A 17,841-nucleotide genomic window follows, 5' to 3' on the forward strand; every position below is an offset into this window, starting at 1 on the left:
TCCTGAGTTTGATTCATCGGATCGAAGGTCAGGGAGAGGGGTCGTAGATGATCCAGAGGGCCCACTGGCCGTTGAGGGGTCGGCAGGTGAATCCGATGGCGCCGTTCTGGTGCACGTAGGCCCGGCCGACTTCGGCGCAGCTGTCCACGCTGGAATACCAGCCGCCCCATTCCGTGTGGCTCTCCACCTGCGCGGGGCCGGCCACCTGCCGGCTCGTCGAGCTGCTCTGTGCCGCGAATGCGGGGACCACGGGAGTCAGCGCCAGGCCCAGGCCGACTACGCCGACGGCTATGCGCCTCGCCATGCGATTGTGCATACTTCATCCCTTCTTTCTGGATCGAAAACCCTTAGGCGGGGACGGAGACGCTGAAACGGTCTCCGACCTGCACGGGACTCGTACCCGGAGCGATGATGAGGGACAGTCCCTGGCAGTGCGTTCCTTGGTAAACGGTGACGGCGACATTCGTGCGATTTGTGACATTGTTGAAGGCTGATGTGGTGCTGTAACAACCGGCCGTGGGATTGTTATACACGATTCTTTGTCCAGCGGGCTGCCGGGTAAGAATCAGTGTTCCCGTGGCGGCGTTCGCGGGTGCCGCGATGAACGCCATGCCTGCGACCAATGTCGTTATCGCGAGGAAACGTGCTCTCGTTCTCAATGCGACCCTCCTTTTGTCGCGAATCTCCAGGGGATTTCGAGGCCGCGGACACCATGGTCGCCGCTTCCTCTGTCGTTTCGCTGGCGTGGCGCTGACATGTCCCTGTTGCAGGAGTCAGGGTCTGGGGCTACATGGCCCATCGGCCGGGTTCACCGGGCCCGCTATGACGGAGAGTCGCCGAGCGTGAAGATCGCCGGATGGCCGCAGTCACCCCGCGGGCCACCGTCGTCCACCTCGCGTGAAAAACGGTTTTTCAAGATCCGCCTTTTTTGACCTCTCTTCCGTACACGTTTCGACAGTTGAACGCGGAAGGAGAAGCCATGACCCCACTGCGATCCATCCCGCGAACACACCCGCAGCATGCCTGGCCCCTGTGCGAAGACGTGCAGGCCGTCCGGTATGCCCGAACGGTCGTCCGTGACGCGCTGACCGGACTGGAACTGAGTCCCGAGCTCGTCGATGACGCCGTGCTCATGGCCAGTGAATTGGTGACAAATGCCTTTCTGTATGGAGAGGCGCCCTATGAGCTGGTGCTTCACGCCGATCCCGAGGAGATCGTGTGCATGGTGGTGGACTGCGGTCCGCCGCTGCCGGTGGCCCGTGTGGTCGACGCCGACGCCGAGCGCGGGCGGGGGCTGTGCATCGTCGCCGCGCTCTCCGAAGGCTTCTGGGGATGCCATCCGCAGAAGTACGTCACCAGTCCGGGGCGTATCGGGAAGGCGACGTGGTTCGCGTTGCCGTACCGGCGTCTCAGGATGCCGGCCGTACGGCGTGGCGGGCTGTCCGCGGGGAGCGGGCCCGGTAGCGCCGCCTAGCACCTGAGGCCGGAGCGGGAGAGGAACGGGCGCTGTGGGGGCGCCTGTTCGATCCGCGAGCTGTTCACCACGGCACACGCCGACACGCCGCCGGTTCAATGCGATGCCGTCCACCGGGAATGCGTGGTTGGCTGGGTCTCATGGATGCCCCTCGCTTGCTGGCCTGCCTGGCCGACGAATACGGCCTGCTCAGAGCCGCCGCCTCCGCCGCGCCGGACGCGGCGCCCGTGCCGAGCTGTCCGGGGTGGACCGTCGCCGATCTGGTCACGCACATCACCGAGGTCTACCTGCACAAGGCCGCGACGATGCTGCGCGGGGAGTGGCCGACGCCGTGGCCGCCCGACCTGTCCGGCGAGGAGCCGTTCGCGGTGCTCGACCGGGCCTACGCCGAGCTGATGGCGGAGTTCGCCGCGAGGGCCCCGGAGGACTACGCGCTCACCTGGTACGAGCCCGACCAGACCGTCGGTTTCTGGATCAGGCGCATGGCCCAGGAGACGGTGATCCACCGCGTCGACGCCGAGCTCGCGGCCGGCCTGCCCGTGACGCCCGCCGCCGACGACCTGGCCCTCGACGGGGTGGACGAGGGGCTCAAGGTGATGCTCGCGCACGAGTTCGCCCTCTACCCCGAGAGTTTCGCTGAGGCCCTACGCCCCGACCTCAAGGGGGCGATCGCGGTCGTCGGCGGCGAGCGCGCCTGGCTCGTACGGGCCACGCCCACCGAGGTCACCGTCGCGGACGAGGCCGCCGACAGGGCGGTCGAGCAGGCGCGGACCGTCGTGTCGGGGGCGCCCGACGAGTTGCTGCGCTGGGTGTGGGGCAGGGGCGGCGAGGTGTCGGTCACCGGCGACCCCGAGCAGGCCACCTACCTGCGCCGGCTCCTCTCCCTCGCGACCCAGTGACCCAGTGATCCAGTGATCCAGTGACTGGGTAGCGCTCTCCGGCCGCACCGGGTGGGTACGGCCGGAGATCAACGAGGCTTACAGCCCGCAGAGCTCCGACAGGCTCTTGGCGGTCTTCTGGCTGTTCTGGGTGGGCGTCTGGGTCGGCTTGGCGGCGGCGTACGAATGAGTCGGCTTGGTCGTGGGCGTCCCGGGCGAGGACGTGACGTCAGCCGCCTGCGCGCTCCGGGCCGGCCGGAGCGAGTCCTTGATCGCCTTGTCCGCGGCCCGCCGGATCTTCAGCCAGTCGGGACGCCCCGACAGGAACTCCGGCGGCACGAACTGCAAGCTGGTGATCTTGGCGCTCTTCACCTTGACGGCCAGCCCCACGAGCGGCTCCACCAGCTCCTGCGGGATGTTCGTCTGCGCCAGTCGCTTCGTCGCATCGGCGATCTTGCCGAAGTTGAACAGGATCTTGTCGGGCGTCGCCTGCTGCGCGAACGCGCCGATGACGCAGCGCTGGCGGGCCATGCGCGAGAAGTCGTCGCTGTCCACCCGCGACCGGCCGTACCACAGGGCCTGCTCGCCGGTCAGCTTCTTGTAGCCCGCCTTGATCGTGCCCGCGGTGCCGAAGTGGCCGCCCCACTTGATGTCGCGCTCCACGCGGATCTTGAGGCCGCCGATGGCGTCGACCAGGTCCGCGAAGCCGTACATGTTCATCATGGCGTAGTAGTCGATCTTCAGGTTGAGCGTGTAGCCGATGGCGTCCATCAGCGCGCGTGGGCCCCTGTTCTTGCCGCCCATGATCTGCGGGTTGTCAGTGGCGTACTGCCAGACCTCGTTGAGCAGGCCGCCGTTGGGCAGCTCCGCCATGAAGCCGTTGGGGAACTGCTTGCGCAGCGGCGAGCTCGGCGGGAAGTGCACGTGCTGCAGGTTGCGCGGCAGGCTGAACAGGACCGTGGTGCCGGTCGGGACGTGCACGCTGGCGATCGTCATGCTGTCGGTGCGCACGCCGGTACGGTCGCCGGCCGCGTCGCCGCCGATCAGCAGGAAGTTCACCCGGTCCTTGCCGTTCCAGGGATCGTTCTCCTTGATCGGCGCGATGCTCGGGTCCGTGCTCTGGGCGAGGGGGACGAAGATCTTCTGGGAGGCGTTGCGGAAGGTCAGCACGGTGTCCGCGATGAAGGCGAAGGGGGCCATGACCGAGACGCAGAGCACGCCGACCACGATGCCGGAGACGATCTGGCCCTGCTGGTGCAGCCGGTTGGGGCCGAGCGCCACGTACGACAGCACGATGACGGCGAACCAGGCCAGTGCGAGCACGGTGGCGATGACGATGACCGTCATCTGCATGTCGGCGCCGACCAATTGGGCGATGTTGTCCTTGTTGCGGGTCAGCCCGTACGCCAGCCCGGCGAGCAGCAGCACCACGTACGCGCCGAGCAGGATCAGGCCGGTGCGACGGCGCCCGGCGCGCAGGTGAGCGACGCCGGGGGCGATGGCGGACAGCAGGGTCCAGCCGAGCAGGCCGCCCGTGGAGAGCGGCTTGGCGAACTGCGGCGCCGCGGCGCCCGGCCGTGGCCGGGCCTTGGGCCGCCCGGCACCGGAGGAAGCGGCACGCGTGCCGTGGCTGCCCGCGGCTGCGGGGGCGCCGTTCTGCGGTGAGCCGCCCAGGGGAGCGCCGTTCTGCGGTGGGCCCCCCAAGGGGCCGCCGTTCTGGGGTGAGCCGTCCGAGAGTGCGCGGTTCTGTGTGGTGTCGTCCCCGTCCGGGGGTTCGCCCGTACCACCGGCTTCCGAACCCTCTCCCGGCCCGTTTTCGGACCCTGTGTCCGAGCGGCGGGGAGCGCGCCGTTTCCTGCCCTCGGGCGCGTCCACCCCATCGCGCTTGCTCACACCGGCTCCTTCACACGCCTACCTGGCGAAAGCCATGGTTTTTACACCCCGTAGGGCACAAGATTGCCAGGAGTCTAGCTCCCATATAGGGACATCCAAGACAAGTACCCAACCTGAGATGAACAGGCCATGACATCAGGAAGTCGTCGAGGACGCCGCCATCCAGGTGTTGCACTGGAACGCCTGGTTCCTCTCCCAGCCCTGACGGAACCACCGGTTGTTGTTCACCCTGTTGCCGTGGTCGCGGGGATATCCGGGGTAGTCGCCCACCTGCCCGTAGAACCAGAAGAGGCGGGCGCGGTTCGCGGTGTTGACCGGATAGGAGGCGGCCACCGACCGCATCCACATGCCGCCGAAACAGGTCGCCTGGAGCTCCAGCTTCCTGCTCAGTGCCAGCTTGCCGCTCCGGCTGCTCGAGTCGACCGTCTGCTTCCACCAGGAGTCCATCACGCCCGAGATGTTCTGGACGTGGTGCCCGTACTCGTGGGCCAGCATGCTGATGATCCCGCCGTGCCAGGAGATGATCTCCCCGTAGCCGCGGGCGTTGCCGTTGCCCCTGGCCATGGCCGAGGTGGAGGCGTAGATGGTGTTGTTGCGCGGGCAGTAGTACGGCACCATGCTCCCCGGCGACGGATAGTCGCCGCAGGCGCCCCTGCCGCGCGTGGCCACGATCGAGTAGCTCGGCGGCGTGAACCGGATGCCCTGCCGCTGAATGATCGGCCCCCAGGCCCGGTCCATGCACCTGCCGGTCTTCAGGATCAGTGCCTTGAGCTGGCTGTGGCTGAAGATGCTCGCGCCGCCCGCCGGGCAGCTCACCCTGGGCAGGGCGCCGGCCCGGTAGAGGGTGTTGTTCCTCGTGCTCGTGTTGAGCGTGGCCCGGGCCGGCGTCTCGGGCTCGGCGGACCGCGTCGCCGTCGCCGTCGGCTCGCTCGACCGGGTCTGGCTCCACGACTCCGACGGGGACGGCGTCCCGGTGTTGTAGGTGTACGTGGGGATGGCGACCGGCGTGGTCGTGTCGGGCCTGGACGAGCCCTTGAGCATCGCCGCGGCGATCACGAGCAGCACGAACAGCGCCGCCATCGACCCGAACACCGCCCCGAGGATGCCGACCACCCCCATGCCCGACTTCTTCCGCGGCGGCGGCCCCCACGGCCCCGGCGGCATGGGCGGGCGCGGGGGAGGAGGCGGCTGCTGAGGAGGCCAGGGGCCGCCCTGTGGCGGCCCATACGGCCCGCCCGGCGGGTACGGCTGCCCCTGGGGCGGGAACTGCTGCCCCTGGGGCGGCGGCCCGTATGGCTGGCCCTGCGGGGGATACGCCGGCCCCTGCGGGTAGACGGGCCCCGGCGGAGGCGGCGGATAGACCGGTCCAGGCGGGGGAGGCGCCTGCTGCCCCGGATGACCGTAACCCTGGGACTGCGGCCCGCGGTGACCCGGCGGCGGCCACGGACGCGACGGTGGCCGCAGGGGCTGACCTGGCCCCTGAGGCGGGGGTGGATGCTGCCCGTTGCCTGTCACCGTGTAGCCCCCTTTTACTCGGTTGTCCGTAAAGAGTGACTTGGTACGTCACTGGTTGGACATTTGCCGAATTTGGGGCAGAAGCATACCGATTTATCACCCGTCACAGAAGTCGCGGTGCCCGGCTACGGTCCGAAATCATTCGAGGTGATCTCTGCTATGTCCCGGACCGCACGGCAGCTGGTGTCCTAGCTTCTTTGACATGAACCTCCAGCAGCTCCGCTACGTGGTCGCGACTGCGGAGCACCGCACCATGACCGACGCGGCCAGATCGCTCTATATCGCGCAACCTGCGCTTTCGCGCGCGATCCGCGATCTGGAACGGGAACTCGGCATGACGCTCTTCGCCAGGTCCGGACGCGGTGTCGTCGTCACCGCACAAGGCCGGCGGGTGGTCAAACTGGCAAGGGAGGCCCTCGACGCCGTACACGAGATCGAGAGCCTGTCCAACCACGGCAGCACAGGGGAGGCGGAGCTCCGCATCGCCGCCACACCCAGCCTCGAACCCGGCCTGGCCGGACGGCTGCTGCCCGCCTACACCGCCGAGCACCCAGGTGTCCGCGTGCACATCGTCCGTTGCGACGGCCGTGACGCCGTCGTCAACGCCATCAGGGATCAGCGGGCCGACCTCGGCCTGACCGACCTGCCCGTACCCACCGATCTGATCACCCATCCGCTCGAACGCCAGGAGATCGTGCTGATCTCCCCGCCCGGCCTCGACCTGCCCAATCCCGTGCCCATGGGCAAGCTCGACGGGATGCGCCTGGCCCTGCCCGCACGGGGCAGCGTCCGGCGAAGGGAACTCGACGCGATGTTCGGCAAGTACGCCGTCAGCCCGATCGTGGTGCTCGAAACCGACGAGCGCAACGGCTGGCTGAACGCCGTACGCACCGGCCAGGCGTCACTGCTGTGGTACCGCGGCATGGCCGAACAGGCCGGCCGGGCGGGCCTCGTGGTGCGCTCGCTGGAACCCGCGGTCCGCCGCGTCATCGCCGTCGTGCACGCCCGTCGCCGCCTGCCGCTGATCGCCCAGGACTTCCTGGCCGCCGCCGAAAAGGGCAGCGCCGCCTGACCCGTCCTGAGCACATCGCCTTCGGCCGCCGCCGCGCCCGGCCGGAAGCGAGGACTCACCCCCGCACGAACCCCGCACGAACCCCGCACGCACCCCCGTGCGCGAACCCCCTCCTCACCTCGCCACAGGCAGCCGTACGACCGCACGCAGCCCCGGTGCGGCGTCCTCCAGATGCACCCCGCCCCCGTGCGCCCGCACGGTCTCCCGGACGATGGCCAGGCCCAGCCCAGCGCCGCCCTCGTCGCGGCTGCGGCCCGAGTCCAGCCGCGTGAACCGGTTGAACACCCGCTCGCGATCCTGCTCGGGAATGCCGGGCCCGTCGTCGGTCACCGTCAGCACCCCGTCGGCGGTCAGCGCCACCTCCACCTTCGACGAGGTGTGCCGCACGGCGTTGTCCACCAGGTTCGTCAGCACCCGGCTCAGGTCCAGTGCGTCGCCGCGGACCACGACGGGATCGCACACGGTCAGCCGGGCCTCGCCGTACCTGTCGATGGTCTGGCGCACCACCTCGTCGAGGTCGACCGGCTCGCGCCTGGCCGGCACGCCGCCGCGCTCGTCCAGGCGGGCCAGCGCCAGCAAGTCCTCGGCGAGCCTGGACAGCCGCATCGCGTCCTCCATCACGCCCTCGGCCGTCTCCGGCCAGTCCTGGCCCTCCGGATGCCCGAGCGCCACCTCCAGCTGCAGCCGGATGCTGGCCAGCGGGCTGCGCAGCTCGTGCGCGGCGTCGGAGACCAGCGCCCGCTGACGCTGCTCGGCCTCCTCCAGCCGGGCCAGCATGTCGTTGAGCGTGGTGGCCAGCGAGTGCACCTCGTCGCGCGACTCGGGCACCGGCAGCCGGCGCGACCTGGCGGTGTGCGTGATCTCGGCGGCGCCCCTGCGCAGCGCGGCGATCGGCCGCAGCGTCCGGCCGATGACCACCCAGCTCGCCACGGCCAGCGCCACGATGAGCATCGGCGTGCCGACCAGCAGCACCCGGCCGGCCGTACCGAGGCTGGTCTGGATCTCGCCGATGGGCCGTGCCGCGACCACGGTCCTGCCGTGGTCGGCGCTGATGACCACCACGCGCAGCGGCCCCGAGATCGCGAACGGCCGGCCGTCCAGGAACGTGGCCTGGCCGTCGCGCAGCACCTCGGCCCGCTCCCGCGCGTCCAGCAGCGGGACCAGCCGGTCGGCGCCGTACGTGACGTCCGTGATGCGGCCCGCCGCGTCGATCACCTGCACGATCGTGCCGTCGTGGGTGGCGATCGGGCTGGTCAGCGTGCCCGCGTCGGCCTGCACCCGCACGGTCTGGGCCTGCTGCCTGGTCGAGTCGTCCACGGTGCCGATGAGGGCCCGGTCCAGGACGGTCAGCAGCACCGACGCCGAGATGGCCAGCGCCAGCGCGAGGACGGCGGCGGCCACGACCGTCAGCCGGAAGCGCAGCCCCTGGCGGCGCCACCACAGCAGCGGCGAGTCAGCCACCGTCGCCCGCCAGCCGGTAGCCCGCGCCCCGCACGGTCTGCAGCGCGTTCCTGCCGAACGGGACGTCGATCTTGCGTCGCAGGTAGCCCACGTAGACCTCCACCACGTTCGGGTCGGTGTCGAAGGTGTCCCACACGTGTTCCAGGATCTCCGACTTCGACACCACCTCGTCGCGCCGGCGCAGCAGATATTCCAGCAGCGCGAACTCCCTGGGCGTCAGCTCGATCACCTGCTCGCCCCGCTCCACCCTGCGCCGGGCGGGGTCCAGCGTCAGGTCGCCGGCCGTCAGCACGGCGGGCCGCCGCCCGGAGTCGCGCCGCAGCAGCGCGCGCAGCCTGGCCACCAGCACCACGTACGAGAAGGGCTTGGTCAGGTAGTCGTCGGCGCCCAGATCGAGGCCGTCGGCCATGTCGTATTCGCCATCCTTGGCGGAGAGCATGAGGATCGGCACCCAGTTCTCCTCGGCGCGCAACTGCTTGCACACGTTGTAGCCCGACAGCCGGGGCAGCATGATGTCGAGCACCACGATGTCGTAGTCGCCGTGCCGGGCCGCGTGCAGTCCCTGCTCGCCGTCGTGGGCGAGGTCCACGGCGAAGCCCTCGGCCTGGAGCCCCCGCTGCAGCGCGGCCGCCATCCGCCGCTCATCCTCGACGACAAGTACTCTCATGTGGCGATTCTCCCGTTCCTCCCCTGTGACCACGCTGAGAAGGCTGAGAGCCGTCTCAGCTGGTCTCAGGCTCGCCTAAGCATGCATGACGCAGGCTCTGGTCATCGACATACCGTTAAGGAGTGAGATGCGCAGAGGAACGTTCGTGAGATGGGGAGTTCCGATCGCGGCCGCGGCCGTGATCGCCGGAGCGATGGGGGCCGGTCCGGTCATCGCCGCGGTGAGCGGCGATCCCGTGCTGCCCGAGCGTACGGCGCAGCAGTTGCTCGCCGACGCCGCGGCGGCCACCAAGGACAAGGCCGGTCCGCCGCCCATGTCCGGCACCGTGCAGCAGACCGCCTCGCTCGGCCTGCCCGCACTGCCCGACATGGGCGGCGCGTCGCCGCTGAGCCTGTTGTCCGGCTCGCACGAGGTGAAGGTCTGGTACGGCGCCGGCGACAAGCTGAGGGTCGCCATGCCGACGCAGTTCGACGAGTCCAACCTGATCGTCAACGGCGACCAGATCTGGTACTGGGACAGCGGTGACAACACCGCGACCAAGATCAAGATGGCGAAGGGCGCCGAGAAGCCGCACGCGCTGCCCACGCCGGGGCCGGCCGATGTGACCCCGCAGCAGGTGGCGGCCAAGCTCCTGGCCAACGCCGACGAGCACACCGCCATCCGGGTGACCAACAACGCCCAGGTGGCCGGTCGTGCCGCCTACCAGCTGGTGCTCGCTCCCAAGGACGAGGGCTCGCTGGTGCAGGAGGTGCGGCTGGCGCTCGACGGTGAGACGTACATGCCGTTGCAGGTCCAGGTCTTCGCCAAGGGCTCGGCCGAGCCGGCCTTCCAGGTCGGCTTCACCCAGGTGACCTTCACACCGCCGGCGGAGGAGAACTTCTCCTTCACCCCGCCCGCGGGCGCCAAGGTCAAGGAGGAGACGATCGGTGCCGGCGGCGACGCCGAGCACGCCGAGCAGCAGGCGGAGTCGGCCAAGGAGGCCCGCAAGGACACGAAGGTCGTCGGCGCCGGCTGGACCAGGGTCGCGGTCCTGCCCGCCACGCTGGCGGACCTGACGGCCAAGCCGGCCGAGACCCCGTCCGACGGCAAGCCGGGCAGCCACTGGAAGGGCGGCTCGGAGGGCGCCGACCCGAGCGCGCTCGTCCAGAACGTGCTCAAGACGGCCACCCCGGTCAGCGGCACGTGGGGGTCGGGCAAGCTGATCAAGACCAAGCTCGTCACCGCGCTGCTGACCGACGACGGCCGGCTGCTGGTCGGCGCGGTCACGCCGGAGGAGATCACCAAGGCGGCGGGCACCAAGTGACCGTTGTCACGCACGAAGCGGGGGCGCCCTTCGGGGCGGCCCCGCCCTCCGGCGACTCGGCGATCGTCACCCAGGGCCTGACCAAGCGCTTCCCCGGTGGCCAGGTCGCGGTCGACGCACTGGACCTGACCGTGCCGCGCGGCTCGGTCTTCGGCTTCCTCGGGCCCAACGGCTCGGGCAAGACCACCACGATCCGCATGCTGCTCGGCCTGGTGGCGCCCACGGCCGGCGAGTACTCCGTGCTCGGCCTGCCCCTGGCGGACGCACTGCCCCGGGTGGGGGCGCTGGTCGAGGGGCCGGCGTTCTACCCGTACCTGTCGGGCGAGGCGAACCTGTACCGCTTCGACGCCGCCGACCCCACCGCCCCCGGCGGCACCGCGAAGAAGCGGGTCGCCGAGGCCCTGGAGCGGGTCGGCCTGTCGGCGGCCGCGGGCAAGCGCTTCCGCAACTACTCACTCGGCATGCGCCAGCGCCTGGCCATCGCCGCCGCCCTGCTCGGACCCCGTGAGCTGCTCATACTGGACGAGCCCACCAACGGGCTCGACCCGCAGGGCACCCGCGAGGTGCGCGCGCTGGTCAAGGAGATCGCCGCCGACGGCACCACGGTCTTCGTCTCCTCGCACCTGCTGACCGAGGTCGAGCAGATGTGCACGCACGCCGCGATCATGCGCGCCGGCAACCTGGTCGCCCAGGGCACGATCGCCTCGCTCAACGGCGGCCTCACCACCCGCGTCAGGGTCGAGACACCGGACGTCGCCGACGCGGCGCGGGTGCTCGGCACGCTCGGCCTGGCCGACGTGCGCATGCCAGACGGGGGCGCCGCGGCGGTGACGGCGGACCTGGGCGCGCACGCGCCCGAGGACATCAACGCGGCGCTGGTACGCGAGGGCGTCGCCGTGCGCGGGCTGGCCGTCGTACGGCCGAGCCTGGAGGACGTGTTCGTGGGACTGACAGGGGAGGGATTCGATGTCGACGGCTGAGACGCAGGAGCGCCGGACGCCGGGGCTGGTGCCTGTGGCCGAGACGATGCGCACCGCCGAGCGGCGGCCGTCCTCGGAGTCGGGGCAGTCCGAGCCCGCGGGGCCGCCGGTGCGGCTGGCGTCGGCGTTCTGGCGGCTGCTCGGCTCCGAGCTCGGCCTGACGTTCCGGCGGCCGCGCAACCAGGTGATGCTGGCCGTCGTGGCGTGCGTGCCGGTGCTGATCGGCATCGCGCTGCGCATCGCCAGCGCCGACGAGGCGGTCGGCGGGCTCATCGGCTCCGTCGCGGGCAACAGCCTCATGCTGACGTTCGCCTCGTTCTCCTTCCTGGTGCTGCTGCTGATGCCGATCGCGGTGAGCGTGGTCGGCGGCGACTCGATCGCGGGCGAGGCGGGCGCGGGGACGCTGCGGTACCTGCTCGCCGCGCCCGCCGGCCGGACGCGGCTGCTGGTCGTGAAGTACCTCAACGCGGTGGTGTTCGCCTACGCGACCACCGTCGTGGTGGCGCTGTCGGCGCTGGTCACCGGGCTGGTCCTGTTCCCGGTGGGGCCGGTGACGCTGCTGTCGGGCAGCACCATCTCGGTGGCCGAGGGCCTGCTGCGGATCCTCGTCACCGTCGGGTACGTGGGCGCGGGCATGGCGGCCCTGGCGGCCGTGGCGGTGGCCCTGTCGACGTTCACCGAGGTGTCCATCGGCGCCATCGCGGCGACGATGATCCTGGTCATCGTCACCCAGGTGCTCAGGGCCATCCCGCAGCTCGAGGCGATCACGCCCTACCTGCTGCCCAGCTGGTGGACCAAGTTCGACGCGGTGCTGCGCAGTCCCGTCGACTTCGGGAGCCTCGGTCAGGGACTGCTGGTCTTCGGGGCGTACATCCTGCTGTTCGGCTCCATCGCGTGGGCCCGCTTCTCGGGCAAGGACATCACCTCCTGAGCGGTCCGGGCCGGTGAGATCCGACCCGGACCGTCTCGGCGGTCCGCCATCAGCGGAGAGCCGCCCGTACGTCAGGACGGGCGGCGGCGCAGCGCCAGGACGGCGACCACGATGCCGATGATGCCCACCACGAGCCCGGCGCCGCCCAGCAGGCGCGCGGTGCCGTCCGAGGACGAGCCGGCCGCCACCGTGCCGGCCGACGGGGCCATGCCGTCAGCGGAGGCCGACGCCGAGGCGCCAGGAGCCGACGCGGCGGCCGACGGGGAGCCGCCGTGGTGCGAGTCGGACTCCGTCGCGGGGGTCAGCTTGAGCGTCGGAGCCGGGTGCTCCGCCTCGCTGCCGTCCGCCTTCGGGGCATCCGCCCACTTGACCACCTCGCCGCCCGAGTAGGTCTGCGTCGTCGGGAACGCGAGCTGGTCGGTGTCCGTGGGCAGCTGCCCCATGGACACCTCGAACTCCTGGAACTCGCCCTTACCGATCTTCCCGCCCGACCAGACGACCTTGGTGACGGCCTCCTTCAGCTCGCCGTACTCGGTCTTGACGGGCTTGGGCAGCTTGCCCTCGGTGACTTTGACGCTCCACCCCGGCACCGGCTTGACCGAGACGAACGCCAGCGGGTGATCGCTGGGGAAGGAGACCTCGACCTTGACGGTCGAGGCGTCGTCGCGCTCGTTGGGCACCCGGAAGGCGACCTTGCTGAAGCCGCCCTGCTCGGCGGTGCCCGGGTTGATCGTGACATGGGCCAGCGCGGGAAGGGCGAGGCCGGCGGTGATGGCGGTGGCGGCGGCCAGGACGGTCGCCGTACGACGCATGAAGGGCAGACGCATGAAGGACATGGGGAATCTCCACTGGGATGAGCGGGGGTCGAAAAGGTGTCAGAGGATCAGGCGGGCAGTGGAGGTCCACGCCTGGCGACACAGTGCAGGAGCAGCGGATCGACCGGGACGATCCGTACGATCACCCTCGGGACGGCCGGCCGCACGGCGGGCACGGCGACCGGGCGCAGCAACGTCAGACGGTGACCGAGGCGGTGCAGCAGCGCCCAGAGCGCGCTCTCGCCGCGCGCCAGCCACCACCCCGTGATCAGCGTGGCCGTCAGGTGCGCCAGCAGCATGCCGGCGGCCTGGCCGAGCCCGCGGCCGTGCGGGTGCGAGATGACGTAGGCGGTGCCGTCGGCGCCGAACAGCTCGTGCAGCCCGAACTGGGCGCACATCAGCGCGACGTTGATCGCCCCGGCCGAGCGCTCCCGGGCGCTCAGCGCCAGGGCCGGCAGCAGCACGGCGCCGAGGCCGAGCGCGGCCGTGTGCGGCGCGGGCACCGAGCCGCCGCCCATCGCGTGCGCGAGCGCGGCGAGCCCCACGCAGACGGCGGCGAACGCGGCCGTCCGCGCGAGTCTGAGGGGAAGTTCCGCGCGCATGGGTGTGTCACATGCTCTCACGGGGGCAGGGGGCGGGGAGACCGCTCCTCCCAAGCCGTGCAATGCCTGGTTGATTTGCGGCAATTGTCGCTAGGGTCGTGCCGAACACGTTGACATTGAGGTGAGAACGTTGCGGCACTTTGCAGGATTGCTCATCGGAGTCGTGGTGACCGCAGCGGTGCTGGGAGGCGGTGGCTGGGCCGTCCAGCAGGCGTTATCCAGCGCGTCGGCCAACCCCGTGGTTGGGCAGAAGATGTGGATCGCCCTCGGCGCGATGGCGGCGGTAGGGCTGGTCGTGGGCCTCGTGGTGGCGGGCCGGGTCTCGCCGATGGCCACGTTCGTGCCCTCGATGGTGTTGCTGGCCTGGACCGTGGTCTACTCCCTCGACGTGAACCGGGCGCTCTCCCTGATCCCCGCCGAGCCCTCGGTGAACCAGATCATCAGGGACGTCGGCACCGGTGACAAGACGCTGCTGACCACGGGCGTGTTCGCCCTGCTCGGGGTCGCCATGTTCATCCCGGTGCTGATGCCCTCCCGCTGGTCGCGGCGGCACGAGGACGAGGATGAGGACTACGAGGAGAGCCCCCAGGGCAGCTATTACTGATCGTCGTCCTCGAGATCGGCGTTCATGCGGGCGGGCGTCCGCATGAACGCCATCAGCGGCTGCCGGTGTAGAGGCGCGTGACCACGTCCTCGATCGTGGACTGCTCGGGCGCCGTGGCCATCAGCTCGTCGAGCGTGCCGTCGAACGCCAGCCGCCCGTGGTCGATCAGCATGACCCGGCGGCAGAGCCGTTCGATGTCGCCCAGGTCATGCGTGGTCAGCAGCACGGTCGTGCCCTGCTCGGCGTTGAGCCGGCGCAGGAACGCCCGGATGCTCGACTTGCTGACCACGTCGAGCCCGATCGTCGGCTCGTCGAGCACCAGCACGTCGGGCGCGTGCAGCAGCGCGGCGGCCAGGTCGCCGCGCATGCGCTGGCCCAGGCTGAGCTGACGCACCGGCGTGCGGGTGAAGGCGCCCAGGTCGAGCGTCTCGATCAGCTCGTCGAGCCGCGTCTTGAAGACCTTGCGATCTACTTTGTAAAGGAGCCGGATCAGTTCGAAACTGTCGCGCAGCGGAAGGTCCCACCACAGCGTCGTCCGCTGCCCGAACACCACGCCGATGCGCCGCGCCAGCGTCGTGCGCTTGCGCGAGGGGTCGAGCCCGGCCACCCGCACCCGGCCTGACGTGGGGGTCAGGATGCCGCACAGCATCTTGATCGTGGTGGACTTGCCGGCGCCGTTGGGGCCGAGGTAGCCGACGAACTCTCCCGGCGCCACGGTGAACGACAGGTCGCATACGGCGTGCACGAGGTTCCCCTTGAGCTTGAGGCTCCTTCGCACCTTGAACGAGCGCCCGGCCCGATCGAGCTCGATCATCCCTAACTCCCTGTGGATCGGTAGTGCCGGATGCCCAGGCGCCAGGCGGACCCGGCGAGCAGGGCGAGGACCAGGGCCGCGACCGGCCCGAGGAAGCGCATGAAGCCCGGAGTGCCGAACGGGTCGTCCCGGTCCAGCACGTAGAGGGCGGGCTGCCAGTTGATGAAGGCCAGCGGCAGCGCGTAGGTCACCCCGCGCACCAGGTCGCGGCCGTAGATGGCGAGCGGGTATTGGGTGAGCTGGCCGCTGCCGTAGGTGAAGGCGTTGGTCACCTCGGGCGCGTCGGTCAGCACGAACTGCAGCGCCCCGGCCAGCGTCCAGAGCGCCCCGAAGATGACCACACCGGTCGCGATCATGACGGGGACCATCCAGAGCCGCCCGGAGCCGAGGTCGAGGGCGCTGATCGCGTAGCCGAGCACGATCGCCGCCTGCAGGACGCGGCCGGCGCGGGTCGGCAGGAAGCGGTCGGTCGCCAGCTGGATCCAGGCGCTCACGGGCCTGATCAGCATGGTGTCGAACGTGCCCGCCTTGATGTGCTGGCTGATCCGGTCGACGTTGCTGACGAACAGGTCGCACAGGCAGAAGGCCAGGTTGGCCGTGCCGTACAGGAAGAGCGTCTCCTCGCGGGAGAAGCCGGCCAGGGAGGTGGTGTTGGCGAAGATGATGAGGATCACCGCCACGTCGGTGCCCGCCACGAACAGGCCGAGCACGGTCGTGAGGGCGAACGAGGCCGGGTAGGCCATCGCGGCGCGGGTCCAGGTCCAGGCCAGCAGGAAATAGCTCCTAACCACCCTGGATCACCACCTTGTGGCGGATGGCCCGCGTGCCGAGCGCGCCGGCGGCGAGCAGCGCGGCGGCCCAGCAGCCCTGGAAGGCCAGGGTCTCCAGGACGGGCGCCTTGCCGAGGTAGAGGTCGGTGGGTGCCTGGACCATCGCGGCCCACGGCAGCGCCCTGGCCAGCTCGCCGAGCAGGCCGGGGAACAGGCTGAGCGGCAGCAGCATCCCACTGAACAGTATGGTGAGCACCAGCGAGAACGCCCCCACACCACGCTCGTCGATCAGCCAGCAGACCGACAGCGAGACCAGGTAGCGCCAGCCGAAGCTGGCGACCATCCCGGCCAGGAAGCTGACCAGGAAGGCGAGCCACTGCCCGGGTCCGGCGGGATGGGTGACGCCGAACAGCGCGGCGCCCAGCAGCATCGGCGGGATGCCGCGCACCAGGAACAGGTAGCAGGCCCGGCCCAGGTCCTCCGACAGGGACCAGAGCAGGAGCGAGGCGGGGCGGACGAGGTCGAGCGCGATGTCGCCGCTGCGGATCCGCTCGGGGATGGCCAGGCCGGTGCCGAACAGCTGCATCGGGCCGATGAGGGCCTGGGTGATGAAGCAGAACGTGACGGCCTGGGTGACGTCGTAGCCGGCCAGGCCGGGTCGGGCCTGCCAGAGGGCGATGAGGATGTAGGCGCGCAGGATGCCGAAGACACTGTTGGTGAAGGCGCCCGCGACCGCGGCCCAGACGTAGGTGGCGTGCTTGCGGAAGCCGTACCGGACCAGCCGGGCATAGAGGGGTATGGTTTTGCACCTCCGGAGAGTGATGGCACGGTGACGAACCGTGCCCGGACCCGCACGCGGGTCAGCCGATGGAAGCCATGAATTATCTGCTTTCCGGCCGGCGATCCGCAACGCGATAAACGACGCGCGGGCCGCCATCCGGCCTGGTGCGACACATGGCCGAAATAGTCCCGTAAGCGAGGAGATACTTACTTGCGAGTAGAGCGATGTTCTAGGGGGAAGGAGATTCATCGGAGGGATATATGGACTTGGACAGGGACGTCGCTCCCGACTATCCACTGAGCTGGCAGGCTCGCGCGGTCACCGGTCTGATGCGCGGGACCCTCAAGCCGGCCTCCCACCTCCTGATGCGCCATCCCCTGACGATCGACTGCGCCGCCCGGCTCGGCGAACTGGGCCGCCTGGTGCCGTTACGGCCGCCCGGCCATGTGAACGTCGAGCCGGCCGCCTTCTCCGCGTGCGGCGGGGAGTGGGTACGCGCGGGCGCGGATCTCGACGAGGGCAAGGTGCTGCTGTACTTCCACGGCGGCGGCTACTTCTCCTGCTCGCCCAGGACGCACCGGCCGATCACCTGGCGCCTGTCCGTCGCGGCCCGCCGCCCGGTGCTCGGCCTCGACTACCGCCAGGGGCCGGTCCACAAGCTGGCGGACTCCCTGAGTGACGCGCTGGAGGCATATGACTGCCTGCTGAAGCGCGGGTACGCGCCCGAGGACGTCCTGTTCGGCGGCGACTCGGCGGGCGGGCACCTCACGCTCGCCACCCTGCTCGCCCTGCGCGACCGCGGCCTGCCACTGCCGGCCGCGGCGGTCTGCCTGTCGCCCTGGGCCGACCTGACGGACCTCCCCAAGCGCGCGAACCGCTGGCAGGATCCGATGCTGTCGGCCAGTCGCATCCGCTGGCTGGCCCGGCGCTGGACCTCCGGCCTGGACCCGCGCGACCCCCTCGTGTCGCCCGTGCTCGGCGACTTCACCGGCCTGCCGCCGCTCATGATCGTCACCGGCTCGACGGAGGTGCTCCGGGACGAGGCCCGGCGCGTGGCGGTCAAGGCCAGGCTGGCGGGGGTGCCGGTGACGTACGAGGAATGGCGGCGGATGCCGCACGTGTTCCCGATCCTGGCCGACGTGCTGCCCGAGGGCAGGCTGGCCTTCCGGCACATGGCAAGGTTCTTCGCCGCGGTCGCGGCGGTGCGGTCGGCCTCGCTGGAGGACGCGGCCTGACCCCTTGGGGTCCGGGGCGGTCTTCGTGATGCGATGCTGGATGTGT

At 70.3% G+C, this 17,841-nt stretch carries 18 protein-coding genes; 8 read left to right on the forward strand and 10 right to left on the reverse strand.

The window, feature by feature from the left end; genetic code table 11:
- Positions 1 to 28: 28 nt before the first annotated feature.
- Positions 29 to 304, reverse strand: coding sequence for a hypothetical protein (locus tag LDL49_RS35025; RefSeq protein WP_225297646.1), 276 nt, complete (start codon positions 302 to 304; stop codon positions 29 to 31).
- A gap of 675 nt (positions 305 to 979) precedes the next feature.
- On the opposite strand from LDL49_RS35025, the gene LDL49_RS35030 reads away from it, so the two are divergent.
- Both LDL49_RS35030 and LDL49_RS35035 read left to right on the forward strand, forming a co-directional pair.
- Entirely contained in the window at positions 980 to 1,474 is a 495-nt protein-coding gene (locus LDL49_RS35030; protein WP_225297648.1) for an ATP-binding protein, read from the forward strand.
- A 140-nt stretch (positions 1,475 to 1,614) separates the two neighbouring features.
- A complete protein-coding gene (locus tag LDL49_RS35035) occupies positions 1,615 to 2,373 on the forward strand; it encodes a maleylpyruvate isomerase family mycothiol-dependent enzyme (protein ID WP_225297650.1) in 759 nt (252 codons plus the stop codon).
- A gap of 78 nt (positions 2,374 to 2,451) precedes the next feature.
- On the opposite strand, the gene LDL49_RS35040 is transcribed toward LDL49_RS35035, so the two are convergent.
- Positions 2,452 to 4,245: an LCP family protein gene (locus LDL49_RS35040; protein WP_225297652.1), complete on the reverse strand. Its 1,794-nt coding sequence runs from the start codon at positions 4,243 to 4,245 to the stop codon at positions 2,452 to 2,454.
- Between the two features lie 135 nt (positions 4,246 to 4,380).
- On the reverse strand, positions 4,381 to 5,364 hold the full coding sequence (locus LDL49_RS35045; RefSeq protein WP_225297654.1) for a neutral zinc metallopeptidase: 984 nt from the start codon (positions 5,362 to 5,364) through the stop codon (positions 4,381 to 4,383).
- A 598-nt stretch (positions 5,365 to 5,962) separates the two neighbouring features.
- On the opposite strand from LDL49_RS35045, the gene LDL49_RS35050 reads away from it, so the two are divergent.
- Positions 5,963 to 6,832, forward strand: coding sequence for a LysR family transcriptional regulator (locus LDL49_RS35050; protein ID WP_225297656.1), 870 nt, complete (start codon positions 5,963 to 5,965; stop codon positions 6,830 to 6,832).
- A gap of 114 nt (positions 6,833 to 6,946) precedes the next feature.
- Here LDL49_RS35050 and LDL49_RS35055 read toward each other — a convergent pair whose 3' ends face one another.
- Both LDL49_RS35055 and LDL49_RS35060 read right to left on the reverse strand, forming a co-directional pair.
- A complete protein-coding gene (locus tag LDL49_RS35055; protein WP_225297659.1) occupies positions 6,947 to 8,293 on the reverse strand; it encodes a sensor histidine kinase in 1,347 nt (448 codons plus the stop codon).
- The gene (locus LDL49_RS35060; protein ID WP_225297661.1) at positions 8,286 to 8,960 is read right to left on the reverse strand and encodes a response regulator transcription factor; all 675 of its coding nucleotides are present in this window, start codon (positions 8,958 to 8,960) and stop codon (positions 8,286 to 8,288) included. The genes LDL49_RS35055 and LDL49_RS35060 overlap by 8 nt, the downstream gene beginning before the upstream one ends.
- Before the next feature lie 145 nt (positions 8,961 to 9,105).
- Between LDL49_RS35060 and LDL49_RS35065 the strand changes: the two genes are divergently transcribed.
- The 3 genes from LDL49_RS35065 to LDL49_RS35075 are packed head-to-tail and all read left to right on the forward strand — an operon-like array spanning position 9,106 to position 12,174.
- Positions 9,106 to 10,263, forward strand: coding sequence for a LolA family protein (locus tag LDL49_RS35065; RefSeq protein ID WP_225297663.1), 1,158 nt, complete (start codon positions 9,106 to 9,108; stop codon positions 10,261 to 10,263).
- Positions 10,260 to 11,243, forward strand: a complete 984-nt coding sequence (locus tag LDL49_RS35070) for an ABC transporter ATP-binding protein (RefSeq protein ID WP_225297665.1) — start codon at positions 10,260 to 10,262, stop codon at positions 11,241 to 11,243. Before LDL49_RS35065 ends, LDL49_RS35070 begins: the two co-directional genes overlap by 4 nt.
- Positions 11,230 to 12,174 (forward strand): ABC transporter permease, encoded by a 945-nt coding sequence (locus LDL49_RS35075; protein WP_225297667.1) that lies wholly within the window; start codon positions 11,230 to 11,232, stop codon positions 12,172 to 12,174. Before LDL49_RS35070 ends, LDL49_RS35075 begins: the two co-directional genes overlap by 14 nt.
- A 71-nt stretch (positions 12,175 to 12,245) precedes the next feature.
- On the opposite strand, the gene LDL49_RS35080 is transcribed toward LDL49_RS35075, so the two are convergent.
- Positions 12,246 to 13,010, reverse strand: a complete 765-nt coding sequence (locus LDL49_RS35080) for a YcnI family copper-binding membrane protein (protein WP_225297669.1) — start codon at positions 13,008 to 13,010, stop codon at positions 12,246 to 12,248.
- 47 nt (positions 13,011 to 13,057) lie between these two features.
- On the reverse strand, positions 13,058 to 13,591 hold the full coding sequence (locus LDL49_RS35085) for an MFS transporter (protein ID WP_225297671.1): 534 nt from the start codon (positions 13,589 to 13,591) through the stop codon (positions 13,058 to 13,060).
- Positions 13,592 to 13,712: 121 nt separating this feature from the next.
- Between LDL49_RS35085 and LDL49_RS35090 the strand changes: the two genes are divergently transcribed.
- Positions 13,713 to 14,195: a hypothetical protein gene (locus tag LDL49_RS35090; RefSeq protein ID WP_372470499.1), complete on the forward strand. Its 483-nt coding sequence runs from the start codon at positions 13,713 to 13,715 to the stop codon at positions 14,193 to 14,195.
- A gap of 52 nt (positions 14,196 to 14,247) precedes the next feature.
- Here the strand turns inward: LDL49_RS35090 and LDL49_RS35095 are convergent, their stop codons facing one another.
- From LDL49_RS35095 to LDL49_RS35105, 3 genes are read right to left on the reverse strand one after another with little or no spacing between them, the layout of a single operon-like run.
- Positions 14,248 to 15,009 (reverse strand): ABC transporter ATP-binding protein, encoded by a 762-nt coding sequence (locus LDL49_RS35095; protein WP_225297676.1) that lies wholly within the window; start codon positions 15,007 to 15,009, stop codon positions 14,248 to 14,250.
- A gap of 2 nt (positions 15,010 to 15,011) precedes the next feature.
- On the reverse strand, positions 15,012 to 15,800 hold the full coding sequence (locus tag LDL49_RS35100) for an ABC transporter permease (protein WP_225297677.1): 789 nt from the start codon (positions 15,798 to 15,800) through the stop codon (positions 15,012 to 15,014).
- Positions 15,793 to 16,716 carry an ABC transporter permease gene (locus LDL49_RS35105; RefSeq protein WP_225297679.1) on the reverse strand — a complete coding sequence of 308 codons (924 nt, stop codon included), beginning with the start codon at positions 16,714 to 16,716 and terminating at the stop codon, positions 15,793 to 15,795. Before LDL49_RS35105 ends, LDL49_RS35100 begins: the two co-directional genes overlap by 8 nt.
- Positions 16,717 to 16,820: 104 nt before the next feature.
- Here LDL49_RS35105 and LDL49_RS35110 point away from each other — a divergent pair, with 104 nt between their 5' ends.
- Positions 16,821 to 17,795, forward strand: a complete 975-nt coding sequence (locus LDL49_RS35110; RefSeq protein ID WP_225297681.1) for an alpha/beta hydrolase — start codon at positions 16,821 to 16,823, stop codon at positions 17,793 to 17,795.
- Positions 17,796 to 17,841: the final 46 nt, after the last annotated feature.

Source organism: Nonomuraea aurantiaca, assembly GCF_020215705.1.
GTDB lineage: Bacteria > Actinomycetota > Actinomycetes > Streptosporangiales > Streptosporangiaceae > Nonomuraea > Nonomuraea aurantiaca.